The 16,730-nt window shown below is 72.1% G+C and carries 12 protein-coding genes; 5 read left to right on the top strand and 7 right to left on the bottom strand.

Annotation, left to right across the window (positions count from 1 at the left end):
* Nucleotides 1-403: 403 nt before the first annotated feature.
* From LEL83_RS11230 to LEL83_RS11210, 5 genes are read right to left on the bottom strand one after another with little or no spacing between them, the layout of a single operon-like run.
* On the bottom strand, nt 404-1,258 hold the full coding sequence (locus LEL83_RS11230; protein ID WP_225558873.1) for a glycosyltransferase family 2 protein: 855 nt from the start codon (nt 1,256-1,258) through the stop codon (nt 404-406).
* Nucleotides 1,255-2,484: a glycosyltransferase family 4 protein gene (locus LEL83_RS11225; protein ID WP_225558872.1), complete on the bottom strand. Its 1,230-nt coding sequence runs from the start codon at nt 2,482-2,484 to the stop codon at nt 1,255-1,257. Before LEL83_RS11225 ends, LEL83_RS11230 begins: the two co-directional genes overlap by 4 nt.
* Nucleotides 2,481-3,620 carry a glycosyltransferase family 2 protein gene (locus tag LEL83_RS11220; RefSeq protein WP_225558871.1) on the bottom strand — a complete coding sequence of 380 codons (1,140 nt, stop codon included), beginning with the start codon at nt 3,618-3,620 and terminating at the stop codon, nt 2,481-2,483. The genes LEL83_RS11225 and LEL83_RS11220 overlap by 4 nt, the downstream gene beginning before the upstream one ends.
* Nucleotides 3,539-4,768: an ABC transporter ATP-binding protein gene (locus LEL83_RS11215; protein ID WP_198656249.1), complete on the bottom strand. Its 1,230-nt coding sequence runs from the start codon at nt 4,766-4,768 to the stop codon at nt 3,539-3,541. The genes LEL83_RS11220 and LEL83_RS11215 overlap by 82 nt, the downstream gene beginning before the upstream one ends.
* Before the next feature lie 3 nt (nt 4,769-4,771).
* On the bottom strand, nt 4,772-5,674 hold the full coding sequence (locus LEL83_RS11210) for an ABC transporter permease (RefSeq protein ID WP_225558870.1): 903 nt from the start codon (nt 5,672-5,674) through the stop codon (nt 4,772-4,774).
* 189 nt (nt 5,675-5,863) lie between these two features.
* On the opposite strand from LEL83_RS11210, the gene LEL83_RS11205 reads away from it, so the two are divergent.
* Together LEL83_RS11205 and LEL83_RS11200 are read left to right on the top strand one after the other, a co-directional pair.
* Nucleotides 5,864-6,445 carry a hypothetical protein gene (locus LEL83_RS11205; RefSeq protein WP_225558869.1) on the top strand — a complete coding sequence of 194 codons (582 nt, stop codon included), beginning with the start codon at nt 5,864-5,866 and terminating at the stop codon, nt 6,443-6,445.
* Nucleotides 6,446-6,495: 50 nt separating this feature from the next.
* Nucleotides 6,496-8,985 carry a hypothetical protein gene (locus LEL83_RS11200; protein ID WP_225558868.1) on the top strand — a complete coding sequence of 830 codons (2,490 nt, stop codon included), beginning with the start codon at nt 6,496-6,498 and terminating at the stop codon, nt 8,983-8,985.
* A 222-nt stretch (nt 8,986-9,207) separates the two neighbouring features.
* Here the strand turns inward: LEL83_RS11200 and LEL83_RS11195 are convergent, their stop codons facing one another.
* Nucleotides 9,208-10,494, bottom strand: a complete 1,287-nt coding sequence (locus LEL83_RS11195) for a glycosyltransferase family protein (protein ID WP_225558867.1) — start codon at nt 10,492-10,494, stop codon at nt 9,208-9,210.
* Nucleotides 10,495-10,630: 136 nt separating this feature from the next.
* On the opposite strand from LEL83_RS11195, the gene LEL83_RS11190 reads away from it, so the two are divergent.
* Nucleotides 10,631-13,117, top strand: a complete 2,487-nt coding sequence (locus LEL83_RS11190; RefSeq protein ID WP_225558866.1) for a glycosyltransferase — start codon at nt 10,631-10,633, stop codon at nt 13,115-13,117.
* Nucleotides 13,114-13,860, top strand: a complete 747-nt coding sequence (locus LEL83_RS11185; RefSeq protein WP_225558865.1) for a polyprenol monophosphomannose synthase — start codon at nt 13,114-13,116, stop codon at nt 13,858-13,860. The genes LEL83_RS11190 and LEL83_RS11185 overlap by 4 nt, the downstream gene beginning before the upstream one ends.
* Nucleotides 13,861-13,963: 103 nt before the next feature.
* Here the strand turns inward: LEL83_RS11185 and LEL83_RS11180 are convergent, their stop codons facing one another.
* Nucleotides 13,964-15,250, bottom strand: coding sequence for an O-antigen ligase family protein (locus tag LEL83_RS11180; protein ID WP_225558864.1), 1,287 nt, complete (start codon nt 15,248-15,250; stop codon nt 13,964-13,966).
* Between the two features lie 107 nt (nt 15,251-15,357).
* Between LEL83_RS11180 and LEL83_RS11175 the strand changes: the two genes are divergently transcribed.
* On the top strand, nt 15,358-16,713 hold the full coding sequence (locus tag LEL83_RS11175) for a hypothetical protein (protein WP_225558863.1): 1,356 nt from the start codon (nt 15,358-15,360) through the stop codon (nt 16,711-16,713).
* The last annotated feature ends 17 nt before the right edge of the window (nt 16,714-16,730 follow it).

Genomic DNA, 16,730 nt, shown 5'->3' with positions numbered 1-16,730 from the left:
ACCGGAGTGCATCCGAGCCGCGCGATCCCGCGGTTCACGTGCACTTCGGTTGTGCGGAGCGCACTCGATCCGGGGCTTTCGAAGCCACGCCCGACGCGCGCCCCGCTGCGGTCGTTGCGCCCCGAGGAGTCGGGGCGCGATGCCCGTGCGGGGGCGCGACGCGGAGGAGTCGCCGCCGCCCGTGCCGGCGCACAACCAAAGGGCGTCCGAGCCGCGCGATCCCGCGGTTCGCGTGCACTTCGGTTGTGCGGAGCGCGCTGCACCGGGGCCTCCGCACCACGCCCGACGCGCGCGCCCCGCCACAGTCGTTGCGCCCCGAAGAGTCGGGGCGCGATGACCGTGCGCGGGCGCAACGGCAGATGCGCACCGCAAACCCGCGCCCCGCGACGCCCGCGCCCCCGGGCTACTTCCGCGTCACCCAGCGGGCGCGGAGCGACAGGCCGGCGTGCAGGGCAACCCGAAGGGGCCAGAGCCACCACGCCCGGTACTTCCGCGACAGGAACCGGTAGGCGCTGCGGTGGTGTTCGATCTCCATCCGGCGCCGGTTCGACGACGTCGAGTGCGCCCCGGTGTGCGTCACCACGGCGGTCGGCACGTACACGTTCGCCCGACCCGAGCGGCCGACGCGCTGCCCGAGGTCGACGTCCTCGAAGTACATGAAGTACGACTCGTCGAAGCCGTCGAGCTCGCGGAACAACGACGTGCGGATGAGGAAGCACGCGCCGGAGAGCCAACCGGCCTCGCGCTCGACGACACGCGTGGTCGACCAGTACCGCTGGCTCCACGGGTTCGCCGGCCAGAACCGCGAGAACGCCGCGTGTCCGAGCCCGGTGCGCAGCGAGGGGAGCTGTCGGGCGGACGGGTAGGTCTCGCCGTGTTCGTCGAGGATCCGGGGCCCGAACGACCCGCCGGACGGCAGCCGGTCAGCAGCGGCCACGAGCTCGTCGATCGACCCGGGCGCGAGCACGACGTCGGGGTTCGTGACGAGCAGGAACTCCGGACGGACGTCGGGCAGGACGTCGTCGAGGGCCGCCAGCGCCGCGTCGATGCCGCCGCCGTACCCCCGGTTGCCGCCGGAGGACACCACGACGGCGCCGTACGACTCACCGATCGCCCGGAGTGCGTCGATGTCGGTCGAACCGTTGTCGGCGACGACGACGGCGACGGGCTCGGTCGACGCCGCTGCGATGCTCGCCAGGAAGGGCCGGATGGTCTCGCCGGTGTTGTAGGTGACCGTCAGCACCGCGACCCGGGTCACCGCACACCCCGACCGACGGACTCGTACGCCGCAACGTGCACGGCGGCGGTGGCCTCCCAGGTGAACGAGGACGCCCGGGTCAGCGCCGCCGCACGGTGCGACGTCACGAGCGACGGGTCGTCGAGCAGCGTCGTCATCGCCGCGGCCAGCGCGGTGGCGGACGGCTCGCTGTAGACGGCCGCGTCGCCACCGACCTCGGGCAGCGACAGCCGCCGGGTGGTGAGCACGCAGGCGCCGGACGCCATCGCCTCGACGACCGGCAGGCCGAAGCCCTCGCCGAGCGACGGGTAGACGACGAACTCCGCACCGCCGAGGTAGCCGGCGAGGTCCTCGAGGGGCAGGTACCCGGCCTCGATCACGTGGTCGTCGGGCTGCAGGGCGTCGAGGCGTGCGACGGCCGACTCGTCCCAGCCGCGGGCCCCGGACAGCACGAGCCACGGGGTCTCCGCGCCGGCGGCCGCACGCGTGGCCCGCACCGAGGCGTACGCGTCGAGCAGCGCCGTGACGTTCTTGCGCGGTTCGATCGTGCCGAGGAACGCGATCCACGGCGCGCCCTCGGGCAGGGTCGCGGCGATCCGGGCGTCCTCGACCTCGGCCGTCGTCGGCTCGTGGAACACGGCCCGGTCCACCCCGAGCGGCGCGACCCGCACGTCGGCGCGGATGCCGCTGACGACCCGTGCGGCCTCGGTCGCGGTCGCCTGACTGGGCACGACGACGACGGGCCGGGTGCGCAGCGACCGACGGCTCCACCAGGTGAAGAACGTGCGCTTCAGGCGCGAGTGCCACTCCGGGTTCGAGAAGAACGTGGCGTCGTGCAGCGTGACGACGGACCCGCCGCGCCAGCCGAACGGGAACGTGTAGTGCGGCGAGTGCAGCACAGCGGCGCCGAGTCGACGGCCGAGCGCCGGCAGCCCGGTCTGCTCCCACAGGAACCGCAGCGGCACCGAGTCGGTCCAGCCCGGCGCGGTGTGCACGGTGGCGTGCGGGGCGAGGGCCCGGAAGTGTGCGGCGTGCACGGGACGGACGACCAGGTGGACGTCGAACGTCGGGTCCGTCAGGTGCGACACGACCCCCTCGACGTAGCGCCCGACGCCGCCGAGTGCCTGCGGGACCGCGGTGCCGTCGACCAGGACGGTGAGCTGCGGCACGCGGTGGTCCTTCCGGGCGGGGACGTCGAGACCGGGTTCGTCGACGGGGGAGTGTCCAGGATAGCCCGCGGCGCTCATGCGCCCGGGTCCACGGTCCGGCGCGGGACGGACGCGCGACGCGTCTCGCGGAGCCGGCGCGCGAGGTGTGCCGGGAGGGTCCCGAGGACGTCGGCGAACGCTGCCAGGACGAGCCGGGCCTCCCGTCGGGTGGAACCGGACCGCAGTCCCACCAGGGCGCGGAGCAGGGTGCGGGCACTCGCCCGCAGCACGGTCGGCCAGGGCGCGTGCCAGAGCGCGACGACCATCCGGTTGCGCGCGTTGCGGAAGACGAACAGGTCGCTCTGCACGCCGGACGACGCCGAGTGGTCGTGCTCGACCACGGCGTCCGCGGCGTGCTCGACGCGCCACCCACGGCGGCGGAGCCGCCAGGCGAGCTCGGTGTCCTCGTAGTACATGAAGAGCGACTCGTCGAGCAGGCCGACGTCGTCGAGCGCCGCTCGTCGCAGTGCGGACGCGCCGCCCGAGAACCCGAAGACGTCGACGTCGGCGACCCGGTCGGCGGGGGCGAACCAGTCGCGGTCCATGCCGTTGCCGTCGCGGTCGACGCGCACGCCGGTCGAGTTGAGCCGGACCTCGCCGTCCGCGGACGGCGTCCACAGGTGGCCGTCGTGGTCGCGCAGCACGCGTCGGCCGGGTGCCGGCGTCGCACCGGCCGGGAGGCCCGTCCAGCGTCCGGCGAGCACGATGCGGCCCGTCACCGCGGCCACCTCGGGCGCGGCGCGCGCCAGGTGGTCACGGAGCGCCCGGACGAAGCCCGGTGCGGGCACCGCGTCGTTGTTGAGGAGCACGACGACGTCGGCGTCGGTGTGCCGGATGCCCGTGTTGGCGCCCGCGGCGAACCCACCGTTGTGCTGCCGCGTCAGGACGGTCGCCTCGGGCAGCTCCCGGCGCAGCACGGCCACGGAGTCGTCGGACGAGCCGTTGTCGACGACGACGACCTCGTCGGCGGTGCCCTCGGCGAGCACCGCGCGGACGGCGGCGGTCGTCAGGTCGGCGCGCTCCCAGTTGACGACGACGACCGCGGTGCGCAGCGTGCCGTCTGCCGCGCTGCCGGTGGCGCCGTCGGCCGGGTTCAGTCGAGCTCCTCGATCGAGGGCTGGGCGTACACGGTGCCGACGGCGTTGCCGAACGAGGGGACCTCGAACGAGTCGCACTCCGGCATGTCGTGCAGGTGGCGTCCGGCGGAGTCCATCATCGAGACGTTGATGAAGTACTTGCCGGTGCCGAACGCGGTGTCGGCGATCCGCATCCGCAGCTTCCGGCGCCCGTGCAGGGGCTGGAGGGTCTGCTCCATGATGCCGGTGGTGGTGCCGTACACGACCTGGCCGGACGCGTTGTTGATCTGGACCGCGGCTTCCCAGTCGGTGATGCCGTCCAGGTGCTCGAACTCCATCTCGACCACCAGGTCGTCGCCGGGCAGGACCTCGGCTCGGGGCGCCTTGCCGTCGACGTGCACACTGGCGCCGAGGACCTTGCCGCGGCCCACGGCGACGTCGGTGCTCGACTCGCCGAGTCGGCGTTCCTCGAGGACCTCGCGGAACTTGCTCACCGCGGCCACCGGGTCGCCGTCGTGCAGCACCGTGCCCTTGTTGAGCAGGACGACGCGGTCGCACATCTCCTGCACCTGGCTGAGCGAGTGCGTGACGATGATGATCGTCTTCCCGGCCTCCTGGAAGGTGCGGATGCGGTCGAGGCACTTGCGCTGGAAGGCCTCGTCGCCGACGGCCAGGACCTCGTCGACGAGCAGGACGTCGGGGTCGGTGTGCACGGCGACGGCGAAGGCGAGCCGCACGTACATGCCCGACGAGTAGAACTTCACCTGGGTGTCGATGAAGTCGCCGATGCCCGAGAACGCCAGGATGTCGGCGAACTTCTCGTCGGTCTGCTTCCGGCTCAGGCCGAGCAGGGCGGCGTTCAGGTAGACGTTCTCGCGGCCGGACAGATCCGGGTGGAACCCGGCGCCGAGCTCGAGCAGGGCGGCCAGGCGGCCACGGCGCGAGACGGTGCCGGACGTCGGCTGGATGATGCCGCCGATCGCCTTGAGCAGCGTCGACTTGCCGGAGCCGTTCTGGCCGATGAGCCCGACGGTCGAGCCGGCCTGGATCGACACGGTGACGTCGTTCAGGGCCCAGAAGTCCTGCCGGTGCTTGCGGCCCGCGCGGCCCAGGGTGACGATGCGCTCGCGCAGCGTGTTGTCCTTGCGGACGGTGAAGCGCTTGCGCACGTGGTCGACGACGATGACGTCGGGTCGGTCGGCGGTGCCGTCGGTGGTCGCCGGTGCGACGGGGGTGCTGATGGCCATGGTCTAGAGCTCCTGCGCGAAGTTGCCCTGCAGGCGGGAGAAGATCCGCTGCGCCCCGATGAGGAGCAGGACCCCGATCACGAACGCGATCGCGAGCCGCAGCAGCAGGTGCGACGGGTACGCCACGTCGGCCGGGTCGTGCAGCCAGATCGCGTTCTGCATGCCGAGCACGGCCAGGGTGAGCGGGTTGTTCGTGTAGATGGCGAGCAGCCAGTCGATGTTGAGGCGCGCGACGACCATCGAGTACGAGTAGACGATCGGCGACGCCCACAGCAGCACCATGAGGCCGACGTCGATGACGAACTGCACGTCGCGCAGGTAGACGTTGAGCGCCGAGAGCACCAGGCCGATGGCCGCGCCGTACACCAGGATCACGGCGAGCGAGGGGATCAGGTAGAGCAGCCCCTCGTGGAACGGGAACACCCCGATGACCACGGTCGCCGCGAGCAGGATGGCGAACTGGATGGTGAAGTTGACCAGCGCGGCGCCGACGCTCGCGAGCGGGAACACCTCGCGCGGCACGTAGACCTTCTTGATGAGGCCGCTGTTGCCGACGATCGAGCTGGTCGACCCGGCCACGATCTCGCTGAACAGCGTGTACGCGGTCAGTCCGGTGAAGACGTAGATCGCGAAGTTGTCGATGCCCTTCGCGGCGCCGAGCACCTGGCCCATCACGAAGTAGTAGATGAGCAGCTGGGTCAGCGGACGCACCAACGTCCACACGAACCCGAGCGCCGAGTCCTTGTACCGCGCCTTCAGGTCGCGGCGGACGAGCATGCCGAGCATCTCGCGCTGCCGGAAGACGTCGCGCAGCTCTCGCCATGTTCCTCGGAAGGCGCTCGTCGGGGCGCCGATCACGACGAGGGGTTCCTTGGCGAGCGCCGTCATGCGGGCTTGATCGACCATGTGTCTCTTCGTTCGTGGGGGCAGGACCGGAACAGCATACTCACCGGGCCCGCGCGACGGGGTTGGACGACGGCCGTCGTGCACCCCGAGTGGGGGTGATTCCGGTCGATCCAACCCTCAACCTTGACTTTCGAGTTACCGTTGTCGCAACCCGGACCCTTGTCAACTCCCACAGGACGGCCCGTCAGCATGCTCCTCGCATCCAGGCCGATCGCTGCGTTCGCGGTGGTCGGTGCACTCAGTCTCCTCGTGGCCGGCTGCTCCGGTGGTGGCGACGACGCCACCCCGACGCCGTCCGCGTCGACCTCGCGCACCGCGAGCGCGGCACCGACCGACGACGTCGCCACCGCCGAGCCGAGCGCCTCGGCACCGGCGTCCGACGACGGCGCCGCCGAGCCGGACGACGACGACACCCCCGGTCCGTTCCCCGGGTCCGGCGCGACGAACGAGCCGGACTCCGACCCGTCCGACTTCCCGGCGACCGCGGTCGTCACCTACGCCGGCTGGGACACCGGCTCGAAGACCCTGCAGGCCGGCGGCCTCGTCTCCGGCACGACGGACACCAGCGGCACGTGCACCTTCACCGCGGAGCAGGGCGGAGTCTCCCGCACCGCGACGAGCTCCGCCGAGGCGAGCGCGTCCTCGGTGAACTGCGCGCAGGTCGCGTTCCCCGCGTCCCAGGTGCGCAGCGGCACCTGGGACGTCACCCTGACCTACGCCGTCGGCTCCGCGTCGACGACGTCCGACCCCCTTCCGGCGGAGGTGCCGTGATGCGCTCGACCCGTTCTCCCCGCAGGGGACTCCGGAGTTCCCTCGCCCTGGTGGCGTCCCTCGCCGTGGCGGCGAGCGGGCTGACCTTCGGCACCGTGCTCGCCGAGCAGACCACCACCCAGACGGCCTCGGCCGCGGTGGCCTCGGACTTCGACCCGGGCAACATCATCAGCGACGCGGCCTTCTACAACGGCTCCGCGATGAGCGCCACGTCGGTGCAGTCGTTCCTCAACAGCGTCGCCCCGAACTGCCGACAGCAGAGCGGCGGTCCGGTCTGCCTGCAGGACTTCTCCCAGAACGTCAACACGATCGGTGCGGTCTCCGGCCGCTGCAAGGCCATCGCGGGCGGCAAGAAGTCGGCGGCGACGATCATCGCCCAGGTCGGTGCCGCGTGCGGCATCAGCCAGAAGGCGCTCCTCGTGCTGCTCGAGAAGGAGCAGGGCATCGTCTCGTCCTCGCGGCCGACCGCGTGGATGTACCAGCACGCGACCGGCTTCGCCTGCCCGGACACCGCACCGTGCGACCCGGCCTACCGCGGGTTCGCCCAGCAGGTCTACGCGGCGGGGCTGCAGTTCAAGCGCTACCAGGCCACCCCGACCTCGTGGGCGTACCAGGCGGGCCGCACCAACGCGATCCTGCTCAACCCGAACGCCGCCTGCGGTCGGAAGAACGTCTACATCAAGAACCAGGCCACCGCCGGGCTGTACATCTACACCCCGTACACGCCGAACAGCGCCGCGATGTCGAACCTGTACGGCTCGGGTGACAGCTGCTCGGCCTACGGCAACCGCAACTTCTGGCGCATGTACACCGACTGGTTCGGCTCGGCGACCGGCAACGGCAGCCCGACCGGCGACGTCGACTCGGTCACCGCGACCGCGACCGCGACCCTCACCGTGAAGGGCTGGGCCGCCGACCCCGACACCACCGCGCCCCTGCGCGTCGCCTTCTACGTCGACGGCGCCGGCGAGAAGACGGTCACGGCGGACAAGACGCGCAGCGACCTGGCCGGCACCCTCGGCGCGAACAACACCAAGCACGGGTTCGAGGCCGAGCTGACCGGGCTGAGCCTCGGCAAGCACTCCGTCTGCACCTACGCCATCAACCAGGGGCGTGGCGCGAACACGCTGCTCGGCTGCTACACCCGCACCGTCACGAGCGCGCCGCCGAAGGGCGTCCTCGACTCGGTGACCGGCGGTGCCGGCACCATCTCGGCGAGCGGCTGGGTCCTCGACCCCGACTCGTCCAAGCCCGGCGCGTGGAAGATCCTGGTCGACGGCGTGAGCAAGGCCACCGGCACGGCGGACCGCACCCGCACCGACGTCGCGAAGGTCTACCCGGGCGTCGGCACCACGCTCGGCTTCGCGAAGACGATGGGCGGCATCACCGCCGGCAAGCGCGCCGTGACGCTGTACGTGCAGGACAAGCCGGGCACGAAGTACGTCAAGGTCGCGTCGAAGTCCGTCACGGTCACGCCGCCGACCACCGGGAAGACGGGCAAGACCGGCTCGGTGCGCGGCTCGTACGACTCCGTCACCGGCGGCGTCGGCACGGCCACGGTGCGCGGCTGGGCGATCGACCCGGACGTCTGGGACCCCGTCAAGTACAAGATCCACGTCGACGGCGTCAGCACGGACAGCGGTGTCGCGGACGCCACCCGCACCGACGTGCAGGCGAACCACCCGAACTGGGGTTCCGACGTCGGACTCACGCTCCGGCTCACCGGCCTGAGCGCCGGCAAGCACACCGTCCGCGTCTACTTCCAGGACCTGCCGAGCGGCAAGTACGTCAGCTTCGGCACGAAGACCGTGACGGTGGCGAGCGCGACGACCGCCCCGCCGACGTCGGGGGACACCGGCAAGACCGGCAAGACCGGCTCGGTGACGGGCGCCTACGAGTCGGTGACCGGCGGCGTGCACAGCGCCACGGTGCGCGGCTGGGCGATCGACCCCGACGTCTGGGACCCGGTGGCGTACAAGATCCACGTCGACGGCGTCGCGATCGCCCCGGGCGTCGCGAAGGCCAAGCGGACCGACGTCGAGGCCGCGCACCCCGCGTGGGGCTCGGACGTGGGTCTGTCCCTGACCATCCCGGACCTCACGGCCGGGACCCACACCGTCCGGGTGTACTTCCAGGACCTGCCGAGCGGCACGTACAAGAGCTTCGGCACGAAGAGCGTCACGGTCACCGACCCGCCGACCACCGGCAAGACGGGGAAGACCGGCTCCGTCACGGGCAAGTACGAGACGGCCACCGGTGGCAAGGGGACCATCTCGGTCGCCGGCTGGGCGATCGACCCGGACGTCTGGGACCCGGTCAAGTACAAGATCCACCTGGACGGCAAGGCGGTCTCGCCCGGCACCGCGAACGCGATCCGCACCGACGTGCAGGCCGCGCACCCGGACTGGGGCTCGGACGTCGGCCTGGCGCGGACGTTCACCGGCCTGTCGAAGGGCACGCACACCGTGCGCGTGTACTTCCAGGACCTGCCGAGCGGCACCTACAAGAGCTTCGGCACCAAGACCGTCACCGTGCAGTAGACGGTCACCACACGACGGACGGGAGGCCCGGTACCAGCTGGTACCGTCCCTCCAGTCTCGGCCGTCACCCCGCTGGCGCGGTGCGCCGGTACCGGCTGGCGGGGCCCACCTCCCGTCCGTCCTGGGCTGCGTGACCGGCAAGCGGATCGTGAGCAGGAACGGTCGGGTCCAGCGGGCGGACTCGACCGTTCCTGCTCACGAAGCGAGCCGCGACGACCGCCGTCAGCGGCGCGCGCGCCGCGCCATCAGGCCCACGCCGTGCAGCAGCCGGTACTCGGGCGACCGGGTCAGGCCGTGGAAGCGGGCCGCGATCTGGTCGCGCTCCGCCTCGGCCGCGCGTCGCGCGGTGTCGTAGGCACCGACCTGCTGCTCGGACGCGACCAGGCGCGCGTTGATGTCGTGCACGCCGGCCAGGTGGACGTCACGGTCGTGCTCGGCCTGCCGGAGCGTCTCGCGCTGCGCGGTCGCCCAGCGCAGGAACGCCCCGCGCTCGCCGGTCCGGCCGGAGGCCGCGGTGACGGCGGCGTCGAGCGAAGGCCCCACCTGCTCGGCGCGAGCGGTGAAGGAGTGCCGCTCGACCACCACGGCGCGCAGGCGGTCGACCAGGGCGGTGCGCTCCTCGCGCGGCATCGCGAGCGCCCGCTCGAGCGAGGCCGCGTCGTCGAAGACGGGCACCTCGGACAGGCCGAGCTCGTCGAGTCCGAGCGCGCAGTCGGTGACGGGCAGCGCCCCCGCGGCGAGCGACTCGTACAGGCGGGAGTTCAGGGTGCCGTACTCGGCGGCCGGCGCGATGACGTCGTCGACGACGAACCCGGCGGCGCGGTAGACCTCGGGCAGGGCGAAGTACGACACGGCGGGGCGGAGCTCGACGCCGGCGGAGGCCTCGACGTGGTCGACGTTCGCGGCGAACCACACGATCGGCTCGGCGGGGGCGACCTCGGCCAGGACGTCCTGCACGCGTCGGCGGACGCCCCAGAAGTTGACGGTCGTGACGGCGCGGTCGGTGCGCTCGCGCGGAGCCGGAGCGTCGGTGGTGAAGAGCTCGGTGTCGACGCCGATCGGCACGACCTCGACGGGGCCGGAGTAGGTCGCGGCGACCGCGTCACGGGCGATCCCGGACGAGGTCCACACGGCGTCGAACTCGTCCAGGTACGGCAGGGCCGCCCACTTCGCGGTCCAGTTCCGCACCCACGCCACCAGGGCCGTCGCCGCGGGCACGTACCCGGGCACGAACGACTCGATCATGCTGACCACGACGGCGGTGTCCGCCGGGACCTCCTCGCCCCAGCGCTCGAGCGGCCACATCGCGACGCCCCAGCCCTCGGCGCGGAGCGCGCGGGCCAGGCCGAGCGCGACGAACAGGTCGCCCTTGCCCTCGTCCGGGTCGGCGGTCGACACCGCGAAGCGGATCGTGCCGCGGGGCCCCTCCGCGTGCTCGCCGGCCGCGATGGCCGCGTACTCCTCGCGGAGGGGGGAGGACATGGGGGTGCTCGGGATCACGGCGGTCACGCACGCCATTCTGCACGAATCGTCGCCCGCCACAGGGGAGTGGCGGGGCGCGCCTTGTAGGGTGTCATCGGTCCGCGGCACCCCGCGGCCGAGCCATCGACCCGCGCTCCGCGCGGCAGCTGCTGGAGGAACCCGCGTGACAGAGCGCAAGCCGGGAGTCGTGTCCGTCATCCTCGTGAACTACAAGGGCACGGACGACACCCTGACGAGCATCGCGGAACTCCGCAAGCAGGACTGGCCGCAGGACAAGCTCGAGGTCATCGTCGTCGAGAACGGGTCCGGCCCGGAGCACCTCGGCCGACTGCAGGCCTCCGAGCTCGACTTCACCCTCATCGACGCCGGCGCGAACCTCGGGTTCACCGGCGGCTGCAACCTCGGCGTCGCGAAGTCCTCCGGCGAGGTCGTCGCGTTCCTCAACAACGACGCCCGTCCGGACACCGGCTGGGTGCGCGAGGCGATGGCGACGTTCGCGTCCGGTGCCGACATCGGCGCCGTCGCGTCGAAGGTGCTCGACTGGGAGGGCGTCAACGTCGACTTCACCGAGGCGGCGATGACCTGGTACGGCATGGGCTACAAGCCCTTCGCCGGGTCCCCGGACACCGGCCGCTGGGAGAGCGAGACCGACGTGCTGTTCGGCACCGGTGCGGCGATGTTCATCCGCGCCGAGCTCTTCGAGCAGCTCGACGGCTTCGACGACCGCTACTTCATGTTCTACGAGGACGTCGACCTGGGCTGGCGCCTCAACCTGCTCGGCTGGCGCTTCCGGTACCAGCCGAAGTCGGTCGCGTTCCACAAGCACCACGCGTCGATGAACAAGTTCGGCGACTTCCGCGAGACCTACCTGCTCGAGCGGAACGCGCTGTTCACGCTCTACAAGAACCTCGGCGACGAGCAGCTCGCAGCCGCCCTGCCCGGGTCGCTGGCCCTCGCCGTCCGCCGTGCCGTGGGCCGCGGGGAGCTCGACTCCACCGAGCTCGACCTGCGCAACCCGGGTGACGACAGCGTGCCCACCATCCCGGTGCCGAAGACGAGCATGGCCGGCATCTACGGCGTCGACCAGTTCGTCGAGCAGCTGCCGTCGATGACCGAGTCGCGACGCGCGATCCAGGCCACCCGTGTGCGCTCGGACCGCGAGCTCCTGCGCCTGTTCGGCAACCGCGACGAGCCCGCCTACCCGATCGAGAACTACCTGGCCGGCTACGACAAGATCGTGCACTCCCTGGGCGTGCTCGAGGTCGGCACCCGCCGCCGCGTGCTCATCATCACGGGGGACTCGATCGGCGCGAAGATGGCCGGCCCGGCGATCCGCGCGACCCAGATGGCGAAGCAGCTCGCGTCCGAGCACGACGTCCGCGTCGTCAGCCTGACCCGCTCGTCGCAGATCGACCCGTCCTACGAGGTCGTCACGGTCCCGCACCGCCACCCGCGCCAGATGGTCGAGCACGAGGGCTGGGCCGACGTCATCATCGTGCAGGGCCACGCGCTCCGACTGTTCCCGGTGCTCGAGTCGACGAGCAAGATCCTGGTCGTCGACGTGTACGACCCGCTGCACCTCGAGCAGCTCGAGCAGGGCCGCAGCGACGACGTCGACAAGTGGAACCGCCAGATCCTCGACGCATCGGACACGCTGAACCACCAGCTCGAGCTCGGCGACTACTTCATCTGCGCGTCGGAGCGGCAGCGGATGTTCTGGCTCGGCCAGCTCGCCGGCTCCGGCCGCGTGAACGCCCGGACGTACTCGCGCGACGCCGACCTGCGCTCGCTCATCGGCGTCGTGCCGTTCGGCCTGTCCTCGACCCCGCCGGTGCACGACCAGCAGCGGGTCAAGGGCGTCGTGCCCGGCATCGGCAAGAACGACAAGCTCGTCGTCTGGGGCGGTGGCATCTACGACTGGTTCGACCCGATCACCCTCGTCCGGTCGATCGCGCAGCTCGCCGAGCGCCGTCCGTCGGTCAAGCTCTTCTTCATGGGCGTGCAGCACCCCAACCCCGACGTGCCCGAGATGGACATCGTCGCGAAGGTCCGCGCCGAGGCCGACGCCCTGGGTCTCACCGGCAAGCACGTCTTCTTCAACGACCAGTGGATCCCGTACGAGGAGCGCGGCGCCTACCTGCTCGAAGCCGACGCCGGCGTCTCGACGCACTACGAGCACCTCGAGACGACGTTCTCGTTCCGCACCCGCATCCTCGACTACCTGTGGGCGCGCCTGCCGATCGTCACGACGGCGGGCGACTCCTTCGGCGACCTGGTCGCCGAGGAGAAGCTCGGCATCGCGGTGCACGAGCAGGACGTCGACGGCCTCGCCGCGGCGCTCGAGACGGCGCTGTTCGACAAGAAGGCCCGCACGCAGTTCATCGCGAACGTCGACCGCGTGCGCGAGCAGTTCACGTGGGAGAACGTCCTCGCCCCGCTCGTCGAGTTCTGCCGCAACCCGATCCGCGCGGCGGACAAGTCGGTGCGCGACACCACGACGACGCTCGCGCCGCACACGATGCGCGTGCGGGTCCCGGAGCGCAAGAAGCTCTCCGGCGTCCGGTACGACCTCGGCCGCGCCGTGCACTACCTGCGCACCGAGGGCCCGCGCAGCGTCGTCGGCAAGGTCAAGCGGCGTCTCAACCGGTGACCCCGGGCGAGACCACGGCCCTCGTCATCGTCCCGACGTACGACGAGGCCGAGAACATCCGGACCATCGCGTCCGCCGTCCTGACGGCGTCTCCCGGCGTCCACCTGCTCGTGGTGGACGACGGGAGCCCCGACGGGACGGGCGACATCGTGCGTGCGATGGCCGTCGAGGACGACCGGGTGCACCTGCTGCAGCGCGCCGGCAAGCTCGGCCTCGGCACGGCCTACGTGGCCGGGTTCCGCTGGGGTCTGGAGCGCGGGTACCCGCTGCTCGTCGAGATGGACGCCGACGGCTCGCACCCGGCCGACCGGCTGCCGGCCCTCATCGACGCCGTGGCGTCCTCCGACGACGTCCAGCTCGCCATCGGCTCCCGCTGGGTGCCGGGGGGATCGGTCGTCGACTGGCCGCTGCGTCGCCAGGCGCTCAGCCGCGGTGCGAACACCTACGCGCGGTGGGTGCTCGGCCTCGACGTGCGGGACATCACCGCCGGCTACCGCGTCTACCGTTCCACCGCGATCGCGCGCATGGACCTCGGTTCGGTCGACTCGAAGGGCTACTGCTTCCAGGTCGACATGACCCTGCGGGTGGACGCCCTGGGCGGCCGCATCGTCGAGGTGCCGATCCGCTTCCGCGACCGCGTGCACGGGGTGTCGAAGATGAGCCGCTCGATCGTCGTCGAGGCGATGCTCCGCGTCACCCAGTGGGGGCTGCAGCGCCGTCTCGGGCGCCGCACCCGCTCGTAGCGCTCGCGCTCGCGGGCGCGGAACGTCCGGCGTGACGGCCTGGAGGCGCGGTGCGGGGCCGTGACGGGCCTCCCGGCCGTCGGTGGGTCGCGCGCAGCGCGCGCTACGAGCGCGGCAGGTGCCGCCGCCACGACCGGCGTCGAGCGGCCACCACGAGCACGGTCACGAAGAACATCAGGCCGGCCCCGTGCAGCAGGTAGCTCTCCGCCGTACTCGTCACGGCCAGCAGCACGAGCACCGCGGCCGGCCACACGTACGCCACCCCGGGGAACGTCGTCGCGGTCACCCAGGCCCGGGCGAACGCGAGCAGCGCCGTGACGCCCAGGATGATCGTGCCGGCGAACCCGATCTGCAGCCAGGCGTCGACGAACGCGTTGAGCCCCGAGGTGAAGCGTGCCCCGGCGGGGTCGATCAGGGTGACGTAGGGCACCACGGGCTCCGTGGGCCAGGTGCCCACCCAGCCCCAGCCCTGGATCGGGTAGCGCTCGACGAGCACCCGGATCTGTGACCACAGGTCGGTGCGGGTCGCCGTGCCGCCCGCGGCGCCGATCTCGGCGAGCAGCCGACCACGGGCGAGCACCGCGACGACCAGCGTCAGCAGCACCGCCGCGCCGAGCACGGCGTTGACCACCGGCCGTGTCGCCGGTCGCGCATGTCGGAGCGACCAGAGCGCCAGGGCGGTCACGGCGAGGGCGATCATCGCGAGCCCGGTGATGGGGGACTGCACGAGCATCAGGGCGATGACGGCCAGCGAGGTCGACGCCACGGCGCGCCACACCGTGACCGACCGCGTCAGGAACTCGACGACGAAGGTCACGAGCGCCATCGCCGCGATGAACCCCATGAAGTTGCGCGTGCCGCCGATGCCCTGGATCGGCCCGCCGTAGGCGATGTCGCCGCGGATGCCGAACGCCGGGAACGGCACGTCGAGGACCAGGCCGGACAGGACCTCGAGCCCGAGGGCCGTGACGAGCAGGATGCGGAACGCGTCGCCGGAGGCCCGGATCACCTGCACCAGGTCGCGGCCGAGCGCCAGGTACAACCCGAGCCCGATGAAGCAGATGGTCTGCACGAGGCCCCGGAGCGCGAACCAGGAGTACTCGCTCCACAGCACGCTCAGGGCGCAGTACCCCACGAACGCGAGCAGCGACAGGGGCAGGACCCCGTGCCACTCGATGCGGTAGCGCTGCCCCAGCAGGCTCAGCCCGGCCAGGACGAACAGCGTCAGGAGCACGGCCCACGTGCCGGCCCGCCCGACCAGGGCCTGCACGGTCGGCTGTCCGAACGCGAACAGCACGATGACCGTCGCGAGCGCCTGGCTGAACCGTCCACCGGCCGAGAAGCCGATCCAGGCGGACAGGTACCGGCGCCCGAGCACGTGTCTGCTCACCCGGCCGTCCGTCACCCGTCCATCTTGGCGCACGACCCCGGGACGAGCCGACCACATCGCGGAGTGGCTGTATCGACGATGCGCGATCTCAGAACTATCCTCACCGGATGGACCTCGTGCGCAGGGTCGCCGGCGTCCCCCTCGTCGCGCTCGTCCTCGGTCTGCTCGCGGCCGCCCTGGCCTGGTACCGACTCGGCCCCGTGCCCCGGAACACCGTCTGGGCCGAGGACGGCGGCGTCTTCCTGCGGGAGCGCATCGCGATGGGGCCGATCGACACCCTGCTGCACCCGTACGCCGGCTACGTGCACCTGGTGCCGCGGCTGGTCGTCGACCTCGGCTACGCGCTGCCGGCGGCCCGCTACGCCCAGGTCGTCGCACTGACGTCGTGCCTGCTGGTCGGCGGGGTCTGCGCGCTGGTGTTCGTGCTGTCCCGCGACACCGTCCGTCCCGCGTCGCTCCGGGTCGTGCTCGCCGCGGTGCCCGTCGTCCTGCCGCTCGCACCCCGCGAGATCAGCGGCAACGCCGCCAACCTGCACTGGTACCTGCTCGTCCTCGTGCCCTGGGTGTTCGCGTACCGGGCACGTTCGTGGTGGGGAGCCGCCGCGCTCGCCGTGGTCGCGGGGGCAGCCGTCCTCACCGAACCGTTGACCGTCCTGTTCCTGCCGCTGCTGCTCCTGGCCTGGGCGGGGCCGGACACCGACCAGACCGGCCGGCACCGCCGCCTGCTCGCCCTGCCCGTCACCGCGACGGCGATCGTGGGGCTCGCCGTGCAGGGGATCACGACCCGGACCAGCCCCCGTGCGCTCACCCCCGTGGTGCCCGCCCTGCGCGACGTGCTGGCGGGCTACCTGCTCCGACCCGTGTCCGGCGCGTGGGACCCGCACCTCGGCGCCGTCCTGAGCGCCGTCGTCGCACGCGGCTGGGCGGTGGTCCTCGTCCCCGCCGTCGTGCTCCTGGTCGTCCTGGTGGCAGCCGTCGTGGTCGCCCCGACACGCACCCGGTGGATGGTCGTCGCGCTCACCCTGGCGTCCGTCGCCGTCTGGGCCGCCGCCCTGGTCGCCAACGGCGGCTCCGGCACCCGCTGGTCCGCCCCGGTCGCCGCGATGGCCGGCCTGCCGCCGCAGCGCTACGCCGCGGCCGCCGGCCTGCTCCTGGTGAGTGCCGTGGTGGTCGCCGCCGCCGCGCTCGTCGACTCCGGACGCTGGTCGCGTGCGGCGCGACGGACGGGAGGTGCGGGTCGCCTGGTCGGGGCGCTCGCCGGCTGGTGCGTGGTCACCGCCGTCGTGGCCGCTGCCGTCCTGCACGTCGCCCCCGCGGACACACGGCGGAGCGACGGGCCGGTGTGGGCCGAGCAGCTGCCCGCGGCCGCGGAGGCCTGCCGAGCGGACCCGACCCTGCAGGTCGCGCGGGTGCGGTCGAACCCGTGGTCGTCGCCGGTGGCCTGCGCGTGGTTGATGCGCTGACCGGTTAGCCGTGGGTC

Source organism: Curtobacterium oceanosedimentum (assembly GCF_020297365.1).
Taxonomy (GTDB): Bacteria; Actinomycetota; Actinomycetes; order Actinomycetales; family Microbacteriaceae; genus Curtobacterium.
The sequence above is the reverse complement of the archived record's forward strand: the minus strand, read 5'-3'. Positions and strand labels throughout refer to the sequence as shown.

Bases quoted from the DNA above. Each gene is read 5' to 3' on its own strand.
- LEL83_RS11215 (WP_198656249.1), bottom strand. From the start codon at position 4,768: ATGGCCATCAGCACCCCCGTCGCACCGGCGACCACCGACGGCACCGCC.
- LEL83_RS11225 (WP_225558872.1), bottom strand. From the start codon at position 2,484: ATGAGCGCCGCGGGCTATCCTGGACACTCCCCCGTCGACGAACCCGGT.
- LEL83_RS11175 (WP_225558863.1), top strand. From the start codon at position 15,358: ATGGACCTCGTGCGCAGGGTCGCCGGCGTCCCCCTCGTCGCGCTCGTC.
- LEL83_RS11210 (WP_225558870.1), bottom strand. From the start codon at position 5,674: ATGGTCGATCAAGCCCGCATGACGGCGCTCGCCAAGGAACCCCTCGTC.
- LEL83_RS11205 (WP_225558869.1), top strand. From the start codon at position 5,864: ATGCTCCTCGCATCCAGGCCGATCGCTGCGTTCGCGGTGGTCGGTGCA.